16 protein-coding genes are annotated in these 19,978 nt (G+C 53.2%); 12 read left to right on the top strand and 4 right to left on the bottom strand.

Annotated features, from left to right (window positions below):
* Positions 1-203 precede the first annotated feature (203 nt).
* Complete coding sequence (locus NZM04_01310) at positions 204-1,049, bottom strand: hypothetical protein (GenBank protein ID MCS7062682.1); 846 nt, start codon at positions 1,047-1,049, stop codon at positions 204-206.
* 25 nt (positions 1,050-1,074) lie between these two features.
* The gene (locus NZM04_01305; protein ID MCS7062681.1) at positions 1,075-2,190 is read right to left on the bottom strand and encodes a permease; all 1,116 of its coding nucleotides are present in this window, start codon (positions 2,188-2,190) and stop codon (positions 1,075-1,077) included.
* 3 nt (positions 2,191-2,193) lie between these two features.
* Here NZM04_01305 and NZM04_01300 point away from each other — a divergent pair, with 3 nt between their 5' ends.
* The 3 genes from NZM04_01300 to rimO are packed head-to-tail and all read left to right on the top strand — an operon-like array spanning position 2,194 to position 7,132.
* The gene (locus NZM04_01300; GenBank protein ID MCS7062680.1) at positions 2,194-4,608 is read left to right on the top strand and encodes a DNA translocase FtsK; all 2,415 of its coding nucleotides are present in this window, start codon (positions 2,194-2,196) and stop codon (positions 4,606-4,608) included.
* 15 nt (positions 4,609-4,623) lie between these two features.
* The gene (locus tag NZM04_01295; protein MCS7062679.1) at positions 4,624-5,697 is read left to right on the top strand and encodes a DUF4115 domain-containing protein; all 1,074 of its coding nucleotides are present in this window, start codon (positions 4,624-4,626) and stop codon (positions 5,695-5,697) included.
* Between the two features lie 16 nt (positions 5,698-5,713).
* A complete protein-coding gene (rimO, locus tag NZM04_01290; GenBank protein ID MCS7062678.1) occupies positions 5,714-7,132 on the top strand; it encodes a 30S ribosomal protein S12 methylthiotransferase RimO in 1,419 nt (472 codons plus the stop codon).
* On the opposite strand, the gene NZM04_01285 is transcribed toward rimO, so the two are convergent.
* Both NZM04_01285 and NZM04_01280 read right to left on the bottom strand, forming a co-directional pair.
* A complete protein-coding gene (locus NZM04_01285) occupies positions 7,121-9,004 on the bottom strand; it encodes an ATP-binding protein (protein MCS7062677.1) in 1,884 nt (627 codons plus the stop codon). The two genes, rimO and NZM04_01285, sit on opposite strands and share 12 nt — an antisense overlap.
* The gene (locus tag NZM04_01280) at positions 8,991-9,380 is read right to left on the bottom strand and encodes a hypothetical protein (protein MCS7062676.1); all 390 of its coding nucleotides are present in this window, start codon (positions 9,378-9,380) and stop codon (positions 8,991-8,993) included. The genes NZM04_01285 and NZM04_01280 overlap by 14 nt, the downstream gene beginning before the upstream one ends.
* Positions 9,381-9,496: 116 nt before the next feature.
* Between NZM04_01280 and NZM04_01275 the strand changes: the two genes are divergently transcribed.
* From NZM04_01275 to NZM04_01235, 9 genes are all read left to right on the top strand, one after another.
* Positions 9,497-11,467: an O-antigen ligase family protein gene (locus tag NZM04_01275; protein MCS7062675.1), complete on the top strand. Its 1,971-nt coding sequence runs from the start codon at positions 9,497-9,499 to the stop codon at positions 11,465-11,467.
* 17 nt (positions 11,468-11,484) lie between these two features.
* The gene (rph, locus tag NZM04_01270) at positions 11,485-12,270 is read left to right on the top strand and encodes a ribonuclease PH (GenBank protein MCS7062674.1); all 786 of its coding nucleotides are present in this window, start codon (positions 11,485-11,487) and stop codon (positions 12,268-12,270) included.
* 114 nt (positions 12,271-12,384) lie between these two features.
* Positions 12,385-13,206 (top strand): MotA/TolQ/ExbB proton channel family protein, encoded by an 822-nt coding sequence (locus tag NZM04_01265; GenBank protein MCS7062673.1) that lies wholly within the window; start codon positions 12,385-12,387, stop codon positions 13,204-13,206.
* A gap of 38 nt (positions 13,207-13,244) precedes the next feature.
* Positions 13,245-13,757, top strand: a complete 513-nt coding sequence (locus NZM04_01260) for a biopolymer transporter ExbD (GenBank protein ID MCS7062672.1) — start codon at positions 13,245-13,247, stop codon at positions 13,755-13,757.
* Positions 13,758-13,759: 2 nt separating this feature from the next.
* Positions 13,760-14,188, top strand: coding sequence for a biopolymer transporter ExbD (locus NZM04_01255; protein MCS7062671.1), 429 nt, complete (start codon positions 13,760-13,762; stop codon positions 14,186-14,188).
* 11 nt (positions 14,189-14,199) lie between these two features.
* Positions 14,200-15,597, top strand: coding sequence for a DUF4159 domain-containing protein (locus NZM04_01250; GenBank protein ID MCS7062670.1), 1,398 nt, complete (start codon positions 14,200-14,202; stop codon positions 15,595-15,597).
* Between the two features lie 137 nt (positions 15,598-15,734).
* Positions 15,735-17,327, top strand: a complete 1,593-nt coding sequence (locus NZM04_01245; GenBank protein MCS7062669.1) for a VCBS repeat-containing protein — start codon at positions 15,735-15,737, stop codon at positions 17,325-17,327.
* A 718-nt stretch (positions 17,328-18,045) separates the two neighbouring features.
* Positions 18,046-18,393: a glycosyltransferase gene (locus NZM04_01240; GenBank protein ID MCS7062668.1), complete on the top strand. Its 348-nt coding sequence runs from the start codon at positions 18,046-18,048 to the stop codon at positions 18,391-18,393.
* Between the two features lie 436 nt (positions 18,394-18,829).
* The coding region (locus NZM04_01235) for a hypothetical protein (GenBank protein MCS7062667.1) at positions 18,830-19,978 on the top strand (1,149 nt) is incomplete at its 3' end.

Below are 19,978 nucleotides of genomic sequence, written 5' to 3'. Positions count from 1 at the left end.
GAGGATGGAGACGAGCTGGCGGCGGGCGTTGAGGAGTTGAAGGGCGCGTTTGACGAAGACGACGTAGTCGCAGTTGTCTTTGGCGACGCTGGCTTAGTGTGCTTTCGGTCGGGCGTTTTTTTGTGGGATAGAAGGGTGGCTGGTGAGGCGGAGGGTAAGTGGGGTTGTGGGTGTGGAGTGATGGGAGGGAGGTAGGTTGGAGGTTAATAAAGAAAGGGTTGGCGAGGGGGTGGAGTGGGGGTGATGTGCTCGACTTCGATTTTGGGTTCGAAGGGGATGCGGTGTTGTGCGGTGGGGAGTTGGAGGTCTTCTGGGAGGGGTTCGTAGTAGAGGCGGCCTGTGATTTTGTGCCAGCGTGAGGGGGACTCGGGGAGTTCGCCTATGGCGGTGATGGAGAGGGGGACGGCGTCGGCGGCGCAGCAGAGCATGAGGAAACGGGAGATGTGGAATGTGGTGGGGGTGAGGGGTTGGGTTTGGCCGATGACTTCGACGCGGCGACCTTCGAGGATGGAGCGGCCGTGAGGGTCGGCGCCTGCGAGGAGGATTTCGCGGACGTCGAGGGGGATGGGGTCGTCGTGGGGGATTTGTTGCCAGGTGTGGATGAGGTCGGCGAAGGATTGGGCGGTGGTGCGTTTCCAGAGGTCGGCGGCGTTGGGGAGGGCGCGGTTTTGAAGGACGATTTCGGAGAAGGTGTCTGGGGCGAGGATTTTAGCGGTGAGGAGGGGTAGGGTGAGGAGGAGGATGAGGAGAGTGGGGGCTAGTTGGGAGGTGAGGCGAAGGCGGGCGGGGGTGGGTTTGAGATGTGTGAGGGGGAATTCTTCTTGGCCTGTGGGGTCGGCTGGGAATGGGGGAGAGGGCGGGGTGTCGGGAGGGGGGATGGTGTAGTAGAGGAGGAGGAAGGAGAGGGTGAGTAGGATGAGGCTGGCGGAGAAGATGATGGGGATGAAGATGGGGTGGAAGAGGGCGGTGGTCTGGCCTGAGAGTGTGGCGTGGAGGAGGAAGGTTCCCCATGTGGCAAGGATGAAGGAGGCAGGGCGGGCTTTGAGCATCGTTAGTGGGAGGATGGGGTGGATTTCATGTTGTAATGAGGGGGGAGAAAATGAGGATGAGGATCCAAGTGAGGAGGGTGAGGGTGAGCCAGAGGAGCGTTACAAAGCGTGTGGTGAAGAGGCTTCTGTAGAGGATGAAGAGGCGGATGTCGATGAGGGGGCCTGCGATGAGGAAGGCTAATTTGGCGGGCAGACTGAGGCTGAAGAAGGCGACGATGATGAAGGCGTCGGTGGTGCTGCAGAGGCAGAGGAGTTGGGCAAGGAGGATGGAACCGAGGGGGGCGAAGAGGGGATGGGTGAGGGCGTGTTGGGCGGTTTCGCGGTTGATGCCAGTGTTGAAGAGTGAGGCTAGGACACAGCCGAGGATCAAGTAGGGTAGGACGGCGATGAAGCTATGGGCGGTGAGTGCGAGAAAGCGTGGGAGACGGGGGTCGGCAGCGGGGCGTGTAAGGCTAAGAAGGAGGGTTTGGCAGGCTGGGGGCGGTTGGTTGTGGGTGGTGAGGAGGAGGTTGAGGTTTAGGAAATGGGATCGTCGGTAGGTGAGGATGAGGATTGTGAGGAGTAGGGTGAGTAGGCCTAAGCCGACGCGCCACAGGGCGATGATGAGGGGGGATTGACCATAGAAAGCTATGAGGGTGCTGAGGAGAGCGAGAGGGTTGATGAGGGGGGAGGCGAGGAGGTAAGTGAGCGCGCCGACGGGTGGCACTCCACGGCGGAGTAGCATAGCGGCGATGGGAACGGCGGAACATTCGCAGACGGGAAAGAGGAAGGCGAAGAGGAGGGCGATGGCGATGGATTTGGTCTTGGATCCGCGGAGTCTATGTGTGAAGGCATCTAGGGGGACATACGTTTCGATTGCTGATGAGATTAAGGCGCCGAGTAGAAGGAATGGTGCGCTTTCTAGGGTTAGTGCGAGAAAAGAGAGGAGGAAATCTGGGAAGGATAGGGTGAACCATAGCGTCTGGGTGGAGCCGAAAAAGGGGTCGTCCATGAGGGTGAGGGATATGGTAGATGGGGGAGCGGGGAGTTGCATTAAAAATTCGTAGTGGCTGTGGATGAAGTTGTGGCGGGGTGTGGTGGGAGGATGGGTGTGGTGGTGTTTTTGAATTTTAATTAGGGCTTGGAGGTAGTATAAAAGCAAGGTATGGGACGGCGTAAGATAGAGAGAGGTGGGAGTTGGTGGTTGGCGGTGTATGGCGAGGTGGTGGCGTTTGTGGTGTTGGGTGTGTCGATTTTGACGGTGTTGAGTTTGATTAGTTATACGCCAAGTGATGTGGGGTTTAATAAGTTTCCGCCGAATACACGGCCGGTGAATTTTGTGGGGAGCTTTGGGGCGTTGTGGAGCTGGGGTTGCTTGAGTTTACTGGGGCTGGCGGCGTATTGGATACCGGTGTTGATGATGGGGGCGGTGGTGGCGTTGCTGCGGAAGACGCAGACGGAGTGGGGGGTGCGAGTGCTTGGGGGAGTGGGGTTGCTGTTGGGGCAGGCGGGGTGGCTGGATTTGACGGGGTGGTTTGAGACGGGATTGGTGCAGAGGTATAATTTGGTGTCGGCGGGAGGGTTTTTGGGGAGTTTTTTGAACGAGGGTTTTTTTGAGAATTATTTTGGCCAAGTGGGTGCGGGGATTGTGTTTGGGGTCTGGAGTGTGGGATGTTTTTTTGTGGCATTTAATTTGCACCCGATTCGCTCGAGTCTGGCGGTGTGGTATTTTGTGGAGGATTTGTGGGAGAGGTGGTGGGAGGAGCGTTTGATGAGGCAGGGGGCAGAGGGGAAGATACAGGCGGAGATTTTGCGTGCGCAGCGCGAGCAGCGAAATAGGAGGGGAAGGCGTGCGCTGCTTGGGGGCGAGGAGGTAGGAGATGCGGCGAATTTGGAGGGGGAGGAAAACAAGCTGCCAGTCTCGACTCGACCTACGGAGATTATTGATAATACGGTGCCGAAACGGCGGAAGGAGCCGAGTGGAGGAGCTCTTGAGAAAGAGGAGAGGGAGTCTGGGAAGAAGATGGAGGAGGTCGCGTCGGCGAGTATTGAGGCGATTAAGAATTATGAGTTGCCGCCGTTGCGTTTGCTTGAGGAAAACAAGCATTCACGGGCGCGGAGCGAGAGTTATCAAAGTGAGACGGAGAGTAAAATGGGTGTGATAGTGAGCACGTTGGCGGACTACAAGATCATGGTGGAGCCGGGTCCTGTGACGATTGGGCCGACGTTTACACGGTATGAAGTTGTGCCTGCGAAGGGCGTGCGAGTGAGTGAGATTGTGAATTTGAATAAGGATTTAGCGCGGACATTGCGGGCTGTGCGTGTGAATATTTTAGCGCCCGTGCCTGGAAAGGATACGGTGGGGATTGAGATTCCGAATGAGGAGAAGGCGAAGGTTTTGCTGCGAGATATTTTTGAATCGGATGAGTGGCGAAATACTAAAGCGAATATTCCGATAGCTATTGGCAAGGATGTGAACGGTCGGCCGATGATAGCGGATTTGTCGAAGATGCCGCATTTGCTTGTGGCGGGGACGACGGGTTCGGGCAAATCCGTGTGTGTGAATTGTATAATAATGAGTTTGATTTTTCGGTTTCGGCCGGATGAGTTGCGGCTGTTGATGGTGGATCCCAAACAGGTGGAGTTGACGATGTATAATTCACTGCCGCATTTGGCGTTGCCTGTATTGACGGATGTTAAGAAAGTGCCGCGGGCGATGAATTGGCTTGTGCGGGAGATGGAAGCTCGATATTTGTTGCTTGCGAAGGCTAAGGTAAGGAATATCACAGAATTTAATGAGCGAAAGAAGACGGAGAAAAAACTAGCGGAGACTGATTTTACTGACACGCTTTTTGAAGGTGTAGAAACAGGGAAGAGCGAAGAGGATTTGCCGGATCGGTTGCCTTACATTGTGCTCTTGGTGGACGAGTATGCGGATCTCATGCAGACTTCGCCGAAAGAGGTGGAAGAGGCATTGGATCGGCTTGCGCAGAAGGCACGGGCTGCGGGTATCCATGTGATTTTGGCGACGCAGACTCCGCGTAAGGAGGTGATTACAGGCGTCGTGCGCGCAAACATACCTGCTCGAATTGCTTTGCAGGTGGCGAACAACATGGAGTCGCGGTTGATTATTCACACGGGTGGGGCGGAAAATTTAGTGGGCGCGGGGGATTTGCTATTTTTGAACTCGACGAGTCCGAATCCTGAGCGTGGGCAGGGGCCTTATGTTTCGAATGAGGAGATTATGCAGGTGGTGCGTTTTTGTGCGAGGCAGGCGCCCCCTGCGTATGAGCAGGAGATTCAACAGAAGCTTGCGGAGAAATCGGATGAGGAGACTTTGGGGCGGGAATTAACACCTGAAGATGAAGAATTGATTCGCAAGACACTTGAAGTGATGAAGGCGGAGGGGCGAGCGAGCACGTCGTTGATTCAGCGTCGGCTTCGGATTGGATATGGGCGCGGGGCGTGGATTATGGATTTCTTGGAGAAACGCGGTATTGTCGGTCCAAAGGATGGGAATAATGACAGGGACATCTTGATAGATTTGGAAAGTTTTGATATAGAGTCCATTTTTCGTTGAAGTGAGTGATAGGTCATGGTCGCGATGAAATCTATAGGTCAACAACTTCGTGAGGCTCGGCTGGCTCGCAAGATGACCCTTGAGGCGGCTTCGAAAGCAACCAAAATTAAGGTCGAGCAACTCATGGAGCTGGAAAATAACAATTATTCGCGATTTGCTGCCCCAGCTTATGCGCGGGGGTTCATTCGGATTTATGCGCGAGCTTTGGGGCTAGATGAGCATCGGTTGATTGATCAGCTGGATGGATTTATTAATGAGCAGGATGAGGAGATTTTTTTGAATTCTAATCCGGTGAATTACATACCTGAGGAAACGGGGGATAAGCATCTTCGTTTTACTAAGAGAGAGATAGGGATGATGATAGCGGGGGGGATAATGTTGTGCATTATTGGGATATTGCTTTACAAAGTGTTTTGGGTTGATCTCCACACGCCAGGAACAGGGCTTGCTACGAGGCAAATCGATGCACGGAGCGTGGCATCGACTCCTATAGAGCAAGCTAATCAATCAGAGGAGCGTGTTGCGCCTGCAGCTCCAGTTAATCCGTGGTCAATACCGAGAAATTCAACAGAGGTCGCGTCTGGCGAGGAAGAATTGGGGATTCCTCGCGCGCTTCCCTTGAATCCTGCTTTGGGGAGTGCGGTGGGAGGCAATGCTGAGGGTGAGCCTATTGTGGCGCGCGCAATTCCTGTGGGTGAGGTCGTAGGTGAGGGAATTGTTGCTCCGCGGGCTCAACCTGTTAATCCATCGGTGGGGGCGTCTAGCGAGGTAAAGCCATCAGAGGCAGGTTCTTCCGCCGATGGGACTGCTTCTGCCAAGCCTAGTCTGATTTCTTCGGGGTTGAGGCAGTTGACGTTGGAGACATCAGAGCATAGCTGGGTGCGGGTAACGGAGGTGACATCGGGCAAGGCTGTGGAGGTTTTTAGTGATGTGATGGAACCAGGGGAGAGACGACAGTTTCAGGCAGAGCGGTTTGTGCTGACATTTTCTGTGCCTGCAGCGGTGAAGGTATCTCTTGATGGTAAGGAGTTGGGTGTATTGAGCGAGGAGCGTAGCCCGATGGAATTTCAAATTCCTAAAGCTGAATAAGGAAGGGCAGGGAGCGATGCGCGGCGGGAGTGGGTTTGGTCTTAAGGTGGGTTTGATTTCACTGGGGTGTGCCAAGAACTTGGTGGATACGGAGGTAATGGCGGGGCATTTATTTAGGGCGGGGATGTCGTTGACGCAAGATGCTGATGAGGCGGATGTGTTGATAATTAATACGTGTTCATTTATCGATGCGTCTAAGGAGGAGAGTATAGAGACAATCTTGGAGGCTCATAGGCGTCGTGGGATGGTTAAGCGGCGGCGCCGTCAAAAGCTGATTGTGGCGGGTTGTATGGCACAACGGTTTTCTAAGGAATTGCCGCAGGCGTTGCCTGAGGTGGATGCTTTTATTGGTTTGGATGAAGTGCCGCGTGTGGCGGAGGTGATTGCTGGATTGATGAGTGGAGATGAGGAAGTGCAGCGACGGCATAAAGGGGAATTTGTAGTGGGGCGGTCTGTCTACGTCCCGGATTATGATACTCCGCGGTTTCGATTGACGCCGCGGCATTATGCGTATGTGAAAATTGCTGAGGGGTGCAATCATCCTTGCACGTTTTGTATCATACCGCAGATCCGTGGTCGGCATCGTAGTCGAACGGTGGAGTCTGTGGTGAACGAGGTGCGACGACTGGTGGCGGATGGGGTGCGGGAGTTGAACTTGATCTCGCAGGATACGACTTATTTTGGAATGGATCGGTGGGGGGATCGGGTTGGTCCGCGGACTCCTGTTGATTCGAGCAGAGGGGAGAGTTTATCGACGTTGTTGAGGGCTTTGCAGGGGATTGAGGGGGATTTTTGGGTGCGGCTTCTTTACACGCATCCGGCGCATTGGAGTGAGGAGTTGATCGCGACTATTTCTGAATGCGATAAGGTGGCGCGGTATGTGGATATGCCTTTGCAGCATATTTCTAACTCGGTTTTGGAGCGGATGCGTCGAGAGACATCGGGGGAATACATCCGAGATTTGGTGAAGAGGATTCGTAGAGGGATTCCTGGGGTGACGCTGCGGACGACATTTATAGTCGGTTTTCCTGGTGAGACAGAGGAGGAGTTTGAAGAGCTTTTGGAGTTTATCTCGGAGGTGCGTTTTGAGCGGGTGGGGGTCTTTCGTTACTCGCAAGAGGAGGGGACTCGCGCGGCGAAGATGAGCGGCCAAATCTCGGATGAGGTGAAAGAATTGCGCTGGCATCGGGCGATGGCGTTGCAACGCGATATCGCCTTGGAAAAAGCTAAGGAGGCGGTGGGGAAAACGCTGCGAGTGTTAGTTGATCGGCCGGGGATAGCTCGATCGGAGGGTGATGCGCCGGATGTGGATGGGGTGGTTTTTGTGGCGAAACATTTGGAGGTCGGTGCGTTTCATGAGGTGCGTGTGGTAGATAGTCGTGAGTATGATTTGGTAGCGGATGGGGGCTCGGTGGGGGTGGATTTAGATGGCTAGCATTTTGCGTGTTGTCTCAAGGAGTGTATCGGGGAAGTAGGGTTTTGCGATGAAGGCGGCTTGGCCGAGGAGTGGGTTTTTGCCTTCGATGAGGTCTTCGCTGTAGCCGGTGCAAAAGATGATGCGAGTCTGGGGTTTTTCTTGGACGAAGGCGGCAGCCATTTCTAGGCCGTTTTCTTGGCCTGGCATGACGATATCGGTGAAAACGAGGTCGATTCGGTCTCGTTCTTTTTCCCATATTTTGCGGGCTTGAGCAGGGGATTCTGCTTCGAGGATGGTGTAGCCTGCTTTTTGAAGGGTGAGGCGGGCGAGGCGGCGAAGGTTGGCTTGATCTTCGACAATGAGGATTGTCTTGGTTGGCGGAGGGGTGTGAGTTGGAGGGGGGGGGGTGTGGAGTGCTGAGGGAATTGAGTTTTGGGAGATTGTCTCTGTCGGGTTCTGGTAGGTTGGTAGGTAGATGGTGAAGGTTGTGCCTTGCCCTGGGGCACTTTTGAGTTCGATCCAGCCGTTATGTTGTCGAACGATGCCTTCGACGACGGCTAATCCTAGGCCAGTGCCTTTGCCGACTTCTTTTGTGGTGAAGAATGGTTCAAAAATTTTGGATTGGATTTCTTGGGGGATGCCGCAGCCGGTGTCGCTGATGCTGAGAGAGACGTGGGGGCCGGGTGTGCGGATTTTTGGGTTTTGATCTTCTGTGAGATTGGCAGTAGAGAGGGCGAGGGTGAGGGTGCCTCCTTGTGGCATCATGGCGTCTCGAGCGTTGACGCAGAGGTTCATGACGACTTGCTCGATCATGTTTTCGTCGGCGTAGATCAGTGGGATTTTGTGGTCTTCGCGAAATTGGATGCTAATGCGTTCGCCTAGGAGTGGATGGAGGAGATCGATGAGACGCAGTAAGGTGGCGCTGAGATCGAGGGGCTTGGGTTGAGCAATTTGGCGTCGGCTGTAGGCGAGCAGTTGGCGTGTGAGGGAGGCAGCGCGCTGGGTTGTAGAGATGATTTCCTGGGCGTGATGGCGGATGGATTCTGGGGATTGCGGGTCGCGCTCGATCATTTGGGCGTAGCCTTGGATGACGGTAAGGAGGTTGTTGAAATCGTGGGCGATGCCGCCTGCGAGTTGACCGATGGATTCAGTTTTTTGGACTTGTCGGAGGTGTGCCTCGAGGCGCACGCGGTCGGTGATGTCGATGCCGTGTGCGTGAACGATTTGGTGTTCGCGGATGGCAAAGAAGTGCCATTGAAAGATGTGTTCGCAAAGGGAATGTTCGAGGCTTTTTGAAATGAGAGGAGTTTGAAGGAGTTCGCGGGTGATTTCGGGGTATTGTGGGGGGAGGAGATGTTTGGGGGTGGGGAGGTGGAGTTTTTCGGCGGTTTGTTGGGCGGCGGTGTTGGTGTAGAGGATTTGGGCTTGGCGGCTGATTTCGAAGAAGGGGTTGGGGTTGAATTGAGCGAATGCGGCGAGCCGTGCGATAGCGATGGCGTGTTGTTTTCGTGTGGTGATGTCTGTGACATGGATGCAGAGGGTTGTGGGGGTGGGGTAGATGTGGAATTCAAGGTTGCGAGGGGAGGCTTTGTCTTTGTGGGGGAATTCGTCTTCGAAGTGAAGCGGCATGCGGTCTTGCCAAGCTTGGATGAGCATGGAGCGGAGTAGGTCGAGTTGCTGGAAGGTGGGGTGATGCCAGATGTTGTGAGCGATGAAATTTTCTCGGGGCAGATTTAAGAGGCGTTGGGCTTCACGGTTGATGAATAGGCCTTGCCAGTCTGGTGCTGGGGCGATGAGGAGAAAGCCTTCTGTGATGCTCTCGATGATTTCTGGCCAGTAGGAGACTAGTGAAGGATGGTCGTGGGCTTGGGCGGGGTCAGTGGACATCATACCAGTTTTTCTGCTGTGTTTTTTCAGCAGGTGGGGGTGTGGGGGTGGGGTTGTTTTTTGAATCGAGGTAATGTTTGAGTGTGCCTGCAAGCCCTAGAAGGCCGCTTGTGCCCGTGATGGTGCTGGGGAGTGCGGTGGGGATAGCTGTGAGGATACCGAGAAGGAGGGCTTTGCTGAGGGCTAGGGGCGTGGAGTCGTGATAGGCGTGGCGTTGGAGCAGGAAGACAGGAATTGTGAGAGCGAGGCCGACAAGGCTTGAGATGAGCCATCCTGCTGGGCCTAGTAAGGTGTCGTTACCGAAGAGCATGAGATCTACGGTGAGTAGTGCAAAAGCAGAAAGCGGATGGATGCCGAAGAGTTGTAGGAAGCGAGACATAACTTTTCTTGGTGACTTGCTAAGTGTAGCGAAAGAGGAGGGTGACTGGCAAAACTTTGTGGGAGTGAAATGATGTTTTGCCATTATCGAGCTTTTCTCATAATTAGGAACGAAGGATGGAGACATCGAGTAATTCAGATTTTCAGACGACGGATTATGAAGAGCGTCGGCAAGGCGAATCTCATGGAGGGAAGAGGGAGCGGAAACGACAGCGACGACGGAACGATACGGGGGCGTCTTTAGCTACGGCAATATGGGTCGGAGTAATCCTGGCGATAGGTCCGCTGGTGCTGGGCGGGGCGAGGCCGTGGATCTGGCTGCCGGTGTTGGGACTGGGTATCGGGTTATTCGTTTTCCAATGGATCCGTCTGTGGCAGGCGAGGGAGAGCTTGAGTTATCGGCCTGATTGGGCGGATGGTGCTGTGTTAGCGTTTGTTTTTTATGCAGGGTTGCGGTATTGGACGGCTCCTGTGGAGTATGAGGCGAGGCAGGAGTGGATGAATATTTTGATGTATGCTGGGTTGTATGGAGTGTGCCGTTACGGCTTTAAAAGGACGTGGCACGGGCTTTTGGTGATGGGGATAGTTTTAGGGGTGGCCTGTGGAGTGGCGCTGTTTGGTTTTTGGCTTAAGGCGAATATGGATTTTCTTCCGTATGGGGAGAAATTACACCAATATTATGCGCCAAGGCTCGTGGGGACATATGGTTGCCCTAATCATGCAGGGGCGTTGTTTTATTTGGCGATTCCGATAGCAGTGGGATTTTGCTTATTTGCGGAGAGGTATAGCTGGCCGATTAGGATTGTGGTGGGATTTCTTGGTTTTGTGGTGCTGCCTACTGCGTTGCTTTTGACGCTTTCGAGGGGCAGTTATCTGGCTCTGGGGGTGGTCGGGGTAGTGGGACTGATTTTTTTGGTGCGACTCACAGTGGTGCCGTGGTGGGTGCTAGTAGGTTTTTTAGTGGCGGGTGGAATGGGGGGGGTATTGTTTGTTTTGAATAGTGAGGCTATGGCGCCGCGATTGGCGGAGGTGCAGAATGTGATAGCAAATAATCAGTGGCTGAGCTATGTGCGGGTGCAACTGGCACGGGATGCGTTATTGATGTTTCGAGATTATCCGATTTTTGGGAGTGGACCGGCAACGTTTGGATTGCTTCATCCGCGTTATCACGGGGATGATTATTCGACGCTGGCGATTTATACGCATAACGATTACTTAAATTTGCTGACGGATTATGGGCTTGTGGGATTTTTGATTGTAGCTGTGTTTATAGTGAGTGCGACGGGCAAGCTTTGGAAACGATTGGAGTGGACAGATCCTTGGCGGTTGAAGGTAATGCGATTTGCGGTGAGCGCGGGCTGGGCTGGGATATTGTTGCATTCGTTTTTTGATTTCAACATGCACATTCAAGGGAACGCGGCGATAGTTTGTGCGTTGATAGGGCTTGGCATTAGAAAAAGTGATGAAGGGTATGATGAGCAGAGCACATCTATGGTAGTGAGTCGGGTATGGCTGTGGGTTTTGCTGGGCTTGCTTATAATTTTTGCGTATTTGTGGCAGATAACAGTGCGGACGTATTTTCCGCTAGAGTCCGCGCGGAGGCTGATGCAAGGGAAACCGGAGCCTTCACAAGTGCAGCGAGCTATCGAACTTACGCGAAAGAGCATCCAGGCAGATCCTCGTAATCATCATGCTGCAGGCTTCTACGGTGATTTGATGCGGACGCAGTGTGCACTCAGTGAGAATCCACAATATCGTGAAGATCTCAGCAAGATTGCGCTTGAGGCTTACAGCCATGCGATACGTCTGAATCCGCTAGATGATACACTTCTGGTCAGAAAAGCGATGATGTTCGATCTTATCAAGAAATATCCTGAAGCTCTAGAGCTGTATCAGCAAGCCATCCGCAACCAGCCGCATAATGGTTTCTTTCACAATGCCCTTGGCAATCATTACTGGCGCACAGGTAACCTTGAAGAAGCTCTCAAAGCATTTGAGAAGGCTGATAAAGCACCCTACGGGCAACAAGATGCCGCCAAAGCTATCCAGATTTTGCGTCCGATTGTCGAAATTTTAAAGATGCCTTAGAAAGTTGAGATCGCTATATGTCAACTCAGGCTCCGCTTGCACCTTCTCCCATCAGTGGTCCCTTCTGCCGCAAAAATGGACGGTCCGCAGACGCTTTTAGAGTTTTGCAGTGTAGAACCGGGATCATTCGTGCTGCGGCGGGGTCGGTTTTAATCAGCTACGGAGACACCGAGGTGATCTGCGCTGTGACCTATGAAAATCAAGTTCCGCGCTGGATGAAAGAACAAGGATTAAAAGGAGGCTGGCTTACGGCCGAATATTCCATGCTTCCATATTCGACGGCGACACGCAAACCTCGAGACATTACCAAAGGCAAACTTGATGGCCGTAGTGTTGAAATCCAGCGGCTTATCGGTCGTGCTCTGCGGGCTTGTCTGGACCTTGAAAACATGGAGCCTATCACCCTTACAGTTGACTGTGATGTGCTCAATGCCGATGGAGGCACACGGACGGCTGCAATTACCGGCGGTGCAATTGCTTTGAGTCTGGCTATTGATAAACTCATCCACGATAAAATCCTCTCTACATCTCCCCTGCGCGCCTTGGTCGCAGCCGTTAGTGTCGGAGTCGTGCATGGGCAAATCCTGCTCGATCTCGATTACATCGAGGACAGCCAAGCCTCTGTCGACATGAATGTCGTTATGGACTCTCATCACCAACTTATCGAAGTCCAGGCCTCAGGCGAAGAATCCACATTTTCTGAAGCCCAGTTTCACACTATGCTAGAGCTTGCGAAAAAGGGTATTCGCAGCTTGACTCAATGGCAGAGTGAAATCCTCGCCCAATCAAAAATCAAGATCTGACCACCCAGACTAACTTTCTTAGGATCTCGCCCTCCGGACTTTCTAGCTCTTCAATAGTAAAAATTAGATTGCCAACTTCGCAAACTTCGTAATTGTAACTTAACTGTAATATCTATGAAAAACTTCATCACCGCACTAGTTGTCTCCTTTTACCTTATCACAACAACATTCACCCCAGCGCCGATCCATGCCCAAGCTGCTCCAGCTCCAGCAGCAGAAGGAGCTAAGGTAATCAAACCACAAGAGACTTTCTGGGACATTATGAAAGATGCAGGTGTCGCCGTATGGGTCTGTGTTGTCCTCTCCATTGTCGTTCTAGGTTTGATAATCGAAAGTTTTATGAAATTCCGAGTGCCATCGCTCGTTCCAGAGCAGCTCTACAACCAAATCAAAGCCGAGATGGCATACGGCAACTACCAAAATGCTTGGCAACTCGCCCACGCCAGTAAAACGTATCTTGGAAAGCTTGTAGCCGCCGGACTTGAACGCATTGGCCGCGGAAAAGAAGCAACGGAATTTACCCTCGAAGAAACCTCCACCCAACAAGCTGTCATTCTCAAAACTAACATCAACTACCTATCCGTCATAGGCGTAGTTGCACCTATGATCGGTCTCACAGGGACCGTCATTGGAATGATCGAAGCCTTCAAAACCCTCTCTGCTTCAGGCATAGCCGATCCGGCTGCACTCTCAGGCGCAATAGGACGCGTGCTCTTGGCTACAGCAGCCGGCCTCATAGTTGCCATACCAGGATTCGTTTTTTATTATGTATTTAAAGCCATGTCTCAGACGGCCATACTCATAGCGAATTCCATGATCTTCCGGCTATTTGAAGACATCCCCTACGACCAAATCTACGGTCTCACCATCGGAGAGCGAGCTCAGGCCTCAACCCAACCGGATCAAGTCTACTCTCAAGCAGCTCCCACAGCCTGAGCACAAATACGGTTTGTTCCACACAAACCCCACTCTCTATGTCCAGAGCTGTCATCAAACGACGCAGAAAAAAAATGGAAGCCGTCTTCAGCGATGGCTTCGAGCCAGAATTCCAAGTCGCTCCCATGGCAGACCTTCTCTTTGTGCTACTCGTCTTTTTCATGAGCATCACCACCACCGAGGTCCTCCGCGTCGATAAAGAAATTCGCCTGCCAGTAGCCCCAGACGCCACTGATGCCAAAGAAAAAGCCTCACAAATTGTCCTCAACGTCGCATGGCAACCCACCGCCCGCACCGGCACAATAAAAATAGACGAAATCCCCTACCCCAACCCCGGACAAATCGCCCCCGTCCTACAGAACCGCATCAAAGCCAACCCCCTCATACGTGTCCTTATTCGTGCTGACCGCTCCGTCGAATACGGCTACATCGCAGAAATCATGCGCATCTGCGCCCAAAACGGCATAGCCAACGTCACCTTTTCCGTCATCACCAAAGAAGAAAACCCCGGCGGCACTGCCGTCGCCATAAATACCCACGGAGGACTCTAGCTATGTCTGGAAGTGCAGGCGGAGACGAAGGCGAATACGGCTTACAGATAGCACCTCTACTCGATCTCCTCTTCGTCCTACTTCTCTTCTTTATGGTAAATGCAGGCTCCAGAGCCAGAGAAGCCGAGCTCGGCATCCGCATCCCAGCAGCAGGGGTTTCCCAGCCCGGCACACCCCAGACCCCTGTAAATATCGACATCGACGCCTCAGGAGCCGTTTTTTTTAACAAAGCCCCCATAGACTCTCCACGCAGCAAAGAATTACCCCAACTCAAAGCTCGCCTCAAAGACGTCATCGCCCGATTCAACGATAAACAACCCGTCATCATCACCCCCACCCGTCAAACGCGACACGAACGCGTCATGGACGTCCTCAACGCTTGCGCCGCTGCCGGCGTCCGCAACCTCGCCTTTGGCTCCTCACCTTACTGACTCAATCGACCATGGCCACCAACCCCTACGAAGAAAAAGAGTCACTCATCCAAAGACTACTCAAGTCTCGCTACTTCCTCTACGCCCTCCTCATCCACGCACTCATCTTCATCATCTTCGGCGGAAAAGTCATCTTCGAAGCCGTCATACAAAAAGCAGAATTTGAAACAGCCACCTACATTGCCGGCGGTGAAGGAGGGCCTCCCCCCCCCCCAGCTACTACATCCATTGAACAATCCCAACCCCTTGAAGAGGTCTCCGTCTCTATCCCTACCCCCTCTACCGCCCCCACCGACGTCATCGCACTCTCCATCCCCACACCAGACGCACCGACCATCGCAGTCTCCATCCCCACACCAACACCCGTCACGACCAACGTCACCACCACCACGCCTACTACCTCCATCTCCCGTTCATTCGACGCACGCGCCTCCGCCATCCGCAGCAACATGGAAGCGTGGGGAGTAGGGGGCGGAGGCTTAACAGGCGTCGGCACTGCCGTCCGCGCACGCTTCGTATGCTACGTCGCCAAATACGAAGACGGCGGCGCCGGCTGGTATCCACAGGACGACGACATCCGCGAAATTCGCGACGGCAAAATCTTCGCTGGCCCCATCCCCAACCTCATGAACATGGTCAACCAACTCTCCCGCGGCAACATCGTCGCCGAAGTCATCGCCACCCCCCTCAACCTCTCCTCCCAAGAAATCTTTGAGAAAAAGCCACCCTTCATATACTTCACCGGCAGCCGCAATTTCACACTCACCGATGCCGAAATCGAAAACCTCCGCAAATACCTCATCAACGGCGGCGCCATCTGGGGAGACTCCCGCCTCGTCGGCCCAGGCTCACCATTCGACGTCGCCTTCCGCCGAGAAATGAAACGCATCGTCCCCGATGCCGACAAACCATTCGTCCAAATCCCCAACTCCCATCCCCTCTTCACCAAAAGCTTCTACCCCATGCCCAACGGCGTCCCCCCTGGCATGCAATTCGCACGCTACCCCCTCGAAGCCATCAAAATCGACGACGAAATCGCCGTCCTCTACTCCATGAATAACTACACCGACCTCATGCGCGCCGCCCTCATCACCGACCCCGTCACCCGCCGCCGCATCGTCGACGTCAACTACGGCCCCAACAAACGCTTCGTCACCCCATGGAACCTCTGGCAAATGCGCGAAATCTTCTTCCGCAACTGGACCCCCGAATCCGCCGAAGCCGCCTTCCAACTCGGCCTCAACATCATCGTCCACCTCCTCACCCGCTTCCAAGAACGTCTCCTCCTTGGCCACAACCCCGCCGCGACACCATCCGCCCCCGCTACACTCTCTACCTCCATAGTTTCCACTGCCCATACACACCTCTCGCAAGTGAAAGTAAAAGAAACACACACCTTCAATCCCTAATCCCCACCCAAATGCCCAGCTCCCCCCCCATCCCACATCGCCATCGATTGCTCCGAATATTCACCATCATCCTACTCCTCACGCCGATACCCCCCCATCTACTCAAAGCCCAAAATAACCTCATCGCCTCCGGCGACATGGAACGTTTCAACAGCTCCCACCACCCCTACATCGCCGTAGACCAACAAGGCAACGCCCGCGTCGAACCTCGCGCCGACGCCCTCACCGTAGATGCCTCCGGAAAAATCAACCGCGACACCCAAATCTCCCCCACCCTCGACGCCGCCGACCTCAACGGCGACACCCTCCCCGACCTCGTCGCCGCATCCTCAGAAGGATTCCTCTACTACTATGCCAACATCGGCACAAAAACCGAACCACGCTTCGACACCCCAGAAATCATCCCCGTCTGGCTCCAAGACACCCCCCCAGGCCTCGACCGCATCCCCGCAGTCGTAAACAAAATCCACCTCGTCGACATAGACGACGACGGCCGCACCGACATCGTCTGCGGCGACTACCTCGGAAAAATCTACTACCTCACCAACAGCGGCACACGCACCGCACCCAAATTCGACCAGCCCAATAACCCCCGCGACATCGAAATCCTCACCTCCAAAGACGGCCCCTGGGGCAACTACTTCGCCCCATTCCTCATCGACTGGGACGCCGACGGCCAAAAAGACCTCATCCTCGGCGAAGGCACCTACTCCGCCAACAACATCTACTTCCTCCGCAACCGCGGCACCTCCACCTCCCCACGCTTCGAAAACCTCGAAGACCGCATCACCCTCATCCAAGGCGTCGGCCGCATGCACCTCGTCCCCTTCATCCTCGATTGGAATGCCGACGGCAAACTCGACATCGTCATGGGCGAACGCGACGGCACCATCCTCATCTACCTCAACGAATCCCCATCCCCTCAAGGCCCCTACAAATTCAAAGACCCCATCCCCCTCACCGCAGGAAACATGAACCGCTTCTACAGTTACTCCCGCCCCTCCTTCCGTGACCTCAACGGCGACGGCCTCCCCGAAATGCTCCTCTCCATGCCCAACGGCCGCCTCCAAATCGCCAAAAATATCGGCACCCCTGGCAACTTCCAATTCGAACAACCCCAAGACATCAAACTCACCCCATCCCCCCCCTTCTTCATCCCATCCCGCTGGGAAACCCATCTCGGCGTCGCCTGGAACACCCGCCAACGCCGCGTCCCCGCCTTCATCCGCGGCGTCAGCAACGAAGAAGGCACACCCCACTTCGACCCCGACTTCTCCCCTCCCCCCGAATCCAAAGGCCGCCGCGCCCTCAAGCTCGAATGGCTCGACCTCCGCAACCAAAAAACCTTTCCAGGCCGCTTCATCATGGACAAATCCGACTTCATGCGCATCAAATACCTGGAAAAATTCACCCTCAAACCCCGCACCAACTACGAACTCACCTTCGCCTACCGCGGCGACGGCATCGAATGGGCACGCATGCTTGTCCTCGGCCGTGAAGTCACCGTCGAAAAAGGCCGCGGCGGCGAAGATGAATACCGCGAAGAAGAATTCAAATTCTCCGAAGACTTCCCCGTCTCCTCCTCCTGGAGCACATTCAAAAAACGCATCAACTTCACCAAAAAAACCGGCGATCCCTCCGCCCCCGTCAATAACTTCGAACTCTTCATCGAAGTCAACGGCAACGGCTACTTCTACCTCGACGACGTCACCCTCACCGAGCGGCAGTAATACCCCCTGACTTGCTTAAATATAGAAATTTATAGAATATGGGTATATGGCTGAATCTAATTATTTCACAGTTCTGCATAAGGTGGGAGGCTTGAATGATTACAGTTGGATAAAAAATGGACCCGTTGTGTCTAGCGATGATTTCAGTAATATAAAAAAACTTTTATTAAGTGGAGAATTCGATTTTATATTTTTTCCATATTGCAAAGACCCCTATTGGCATACTGGGCGCAGCATAGCTAGAAATGTTGCTCGCTTCACCAAAACCTTGATAAACAACCGAGGATCATTAGCTTATTATTGGGTTGTAAGATGGCTAAAAAGAAGTCGTTCTAAATTAGTAGTTTTCAATACCCACGACGCGCCCTTTATTCCGCATCGCGATGAAGTCTTACTTCACCATTGTCACTGTTAATTCCTGCGTGAGTATCCACAAAATCCAGCGTATGCCTTTCTCAACACTACAGCCAAAAATGAATGTGCTGCAAATATTTTAAGACAACACAAAAATCAATTATACCTCCAAAAAATTAAACCTATATCACTAGGTATAGATGACGTATTATTCCGGAAATGTAGTGCTATAGAAACAGATAAAAAATATGATATTTTCTTCGCAGGAAGTGGAAGTGTCAATAATCCAATTCGTAGTGAGGGTCTTTCGGTAATCAAAAAGCTAGGTCAAGCTGGTTACAAAGTCTATATTCCAGATCAGCCTTTGTCTAAAGATGAATTTTTCCATGCTTGTGCCTCATCATATCTGACATGGTCGCCCGCAGGCTTAGGTTGGGACTGCTATCGCCACTATGAATCTATAGCTTGTGGTTCTATACCTGTAATTAACTATCCCTGGATACGAATGGCTCATCCATTTGTAGATAGAGAGCATGTGTTTTACTATGATGCTGCAGACCGAGAATCGCTAAGCCAGACTATTAAGCGAGCGCTTGAAAATAAACATAGACTTTTAGAGATGACACAAAAAGCTCGTGATTATATACTTAAGCACCATACACATACAGCAATTTTACGTTATATTCTGGAAACAATTAGATCTATAAATTGATTGATAATAAACTTCGACCCCTTGCCGCAACGCGACCGCCGCAGAGTTCGCGTCCCGACCTTTGTCGTTACAATCTGCTCGCAAGATCCTTTTACAAGCTCTTCCCAATCCTTTTCCAAAGCGTAAAAAACCGATCGTATCGGCTAAAGCAGAGCCAACTACTGCCCACCACAAACAGCCGACTGAATCCAGAGACCATATCGTATGCAGCTCTGCTAGCCCCATTAGGACGCATTTTGCAAACGTGCTAAGTGTAGCGACTCAACCACATTGCCGCCGTCTCCCTTTCCCTTGAGCGCGTGCGACTCTACAAGCCACTATCGCCGATGGGGAGCTGCGACGTGGGCGCATCCAAGAAGCGATTCAAGCTTATCGTGCTGCTAGACAGACAGCCGCTACCGACCCTCGTGCGTGGCTTCGCCCAGCCCTCGCCGAAGTGATCACCCTCATTCAGCAAGGGCAAATTCAGTCCGCACAACAAGCTGCTCAAGCCATACTTCAAGAGTCTATTGCTAAGCAAAACACCTACCAAAACACCCTCTCTACGCTCCTTACTCAGGCGCAAAACGGTCAAGTTGTCCAGCCACCGATCCGTCCCCACCGTCCGCCAGTTGTCGCTATACGCTTAGCCAAGCAGTTTCATCTCGCTGGGGCATCAGATATCGCGCAGTTTTTCTATCAAGAAGCCTTACGCCTCAATCCCCTAGGCGCAGTGCAAGCTAAAGCAGGGCTATCAGAAATTTTATTAAAACAAGGAAACATCCAAGAATCAGTGAAGCTTGCTCGCGAGAGCCTTCGAGCAGGTAAAGGCAAACGCCATGCCCTCGGAATATGGGACACAATTATCAAAGCGGAGCAAGCTAACAAGGGAGCCATAGACCTCAATAAGGCCTTTGCAATTCTAAAACAAGCCACTCCTAGCGTCCGCGCTCGCCAAGTCCACGAGCTTGTCAAGGCCCTCCGCCGCAGAGGAGACGACCGCTGGAAGCAAGTCATCATCGCATGGCGTCAGCTTCGTCGCCCCGCGCAAAGAGGCAATAAAAATCGTCCCCCGATCGTCATCGAGTCACAAGAGTTTCCTGAAACAGATCTCAACCTCGCCAAACTCGAGCTAGCCGACGCAAAACGCACCTACCCGCAAGACCCTCGCCGCATACAAGCCCTTTGCCAATCTATACTTGCCAATCCTGCCTTAAGCAGCCGCGAGTTTGTCCAAGTAGCCAAAGACCTCGTTCGAGTGCTTCAGCCAGGAGAACAAACATCCGCCATCCTAACCATGCTTGAAACTGCAGAGAAACGTTACCCCAGCCCGACCGCGCAACTCGCCATCCGTCATAGCCTTGCCAAAGAAGCAGCCGCCCTGGGGCATGACGCCCTAGCCCGCACCTTATGGCAGCGAACACTCGCACAGACATCATCTGGTTCAGAATACTGGGGCAAAGCTCTATGGTCTCTTGCAAAGCTGGAGAAGAAAACGGGAAATTGGAAAATCGCTGCAGAAACGTTCGACACCTACGCCCGCACCCCTGGCGTGCCTTCTGCACTCGCCCTAATGGCTCGTATAGAATGGCTTGATGCGTTGCTC

This window comes from Candidatus Methylacidiphilales bacterium, assembly GCA_025056655.1.
Taxonomy (GTDB): domain Bacteria; phylum Verrucomicrobiota; class Verrucomicrobiia; order Methylacidiphilales; family JANWVL01; genus JANWVL01.
The sequence above is the reverse complement of the archived record's forward strand: the minus strand, read 5'-3'. Positions and strand labels throughout refer to the sequence as shown.

Coding starts and splice junctions, on each gene's coding strand:
- NZM04_01245 (MCS7062669.1), top strand. CDS start 15,735: ATGGAACGTTTCAACAGCTCCCACCACCCCTACATCGCCGTAGACCAA.
- NZM04_01255 (MCS7062671.1), top strand. CDS start 13,760: ATGTCTGGAAGTGCAGGCGGAGACGAAGGCGAATACGGCTTACAGATA.
- rph (MCS7062674.1), top strand. CDS start 11,485: ATGTCAACTCAGGCTCCGCTTGCACCTTCTCCCATCAGTGGTCCCTTC.
- NZM04_01265 (MCS7062673.1), top strand. CDS start 12,385: ATGAAAAACTTCATCACCGCACTAGTTGTCTCCTTTTACCTTATCACA.
- rimO (MCS7062678.1), top strand. CDS start 5,714: ATGCGCGGCGGGAGTGGGTTTGGTCTTAAGGTGGGTTTGATTTCACTG.
- NZM04_01275 (MCS7062675.1), top strand. CDS start 9,497: ATGGAGACATCGAGTAATTCAGATTTTCAGACGACGGATTATGAAGAG.
- NZM04_01310 (MCS7062682.1), bottom strand. CDS start 1,049: ATGCTCAAAGCCCGCCCTGCCTCCTTCATCCTTGCCACATGGGGAACC.
- NZM04_01300 (MCS7062680.1), top strand. CDS start 2,194: ATGGGACGGCGTAAGATAGAGAGAGGTGGGAGTTGGTGGTTGGCGGTG.
- NZM04_01250 (MCS7062670.1), top strand. CDS start 14,200: ATGGCCACCAACCCCTACGAAGAAAAAGAGTCACTCATCCAAAGACTA.
- NZM04_01285 (MCS7062677.1), bottom strand. CDS start 9,004: ATGATGTCCACTGACCCCGCCCAAGCCCACGACCATCCTTCACTAGTC.
- NZM04_01280 (MCS7062676.1), bottom strand. CDS start 9,380: ATGTCTCGCTTCCTACAACTCTTCGGCATCCATCCGCTTTCTGCTTTT.
- NZM04_01295 (MCS7062679.1), top strand. CDS start 4,624: ATGGTCGCGATGAAATCTATAGGTCAACAACTTCGTGAGGCTCGGCTG.
- NZM04_01260 (MCS7062672.1), top strand. CDS start 13,245: ATGTCCAGAGCTGTCATCAAACGACGCAGAAAAAAAATGGAAGCCGTC.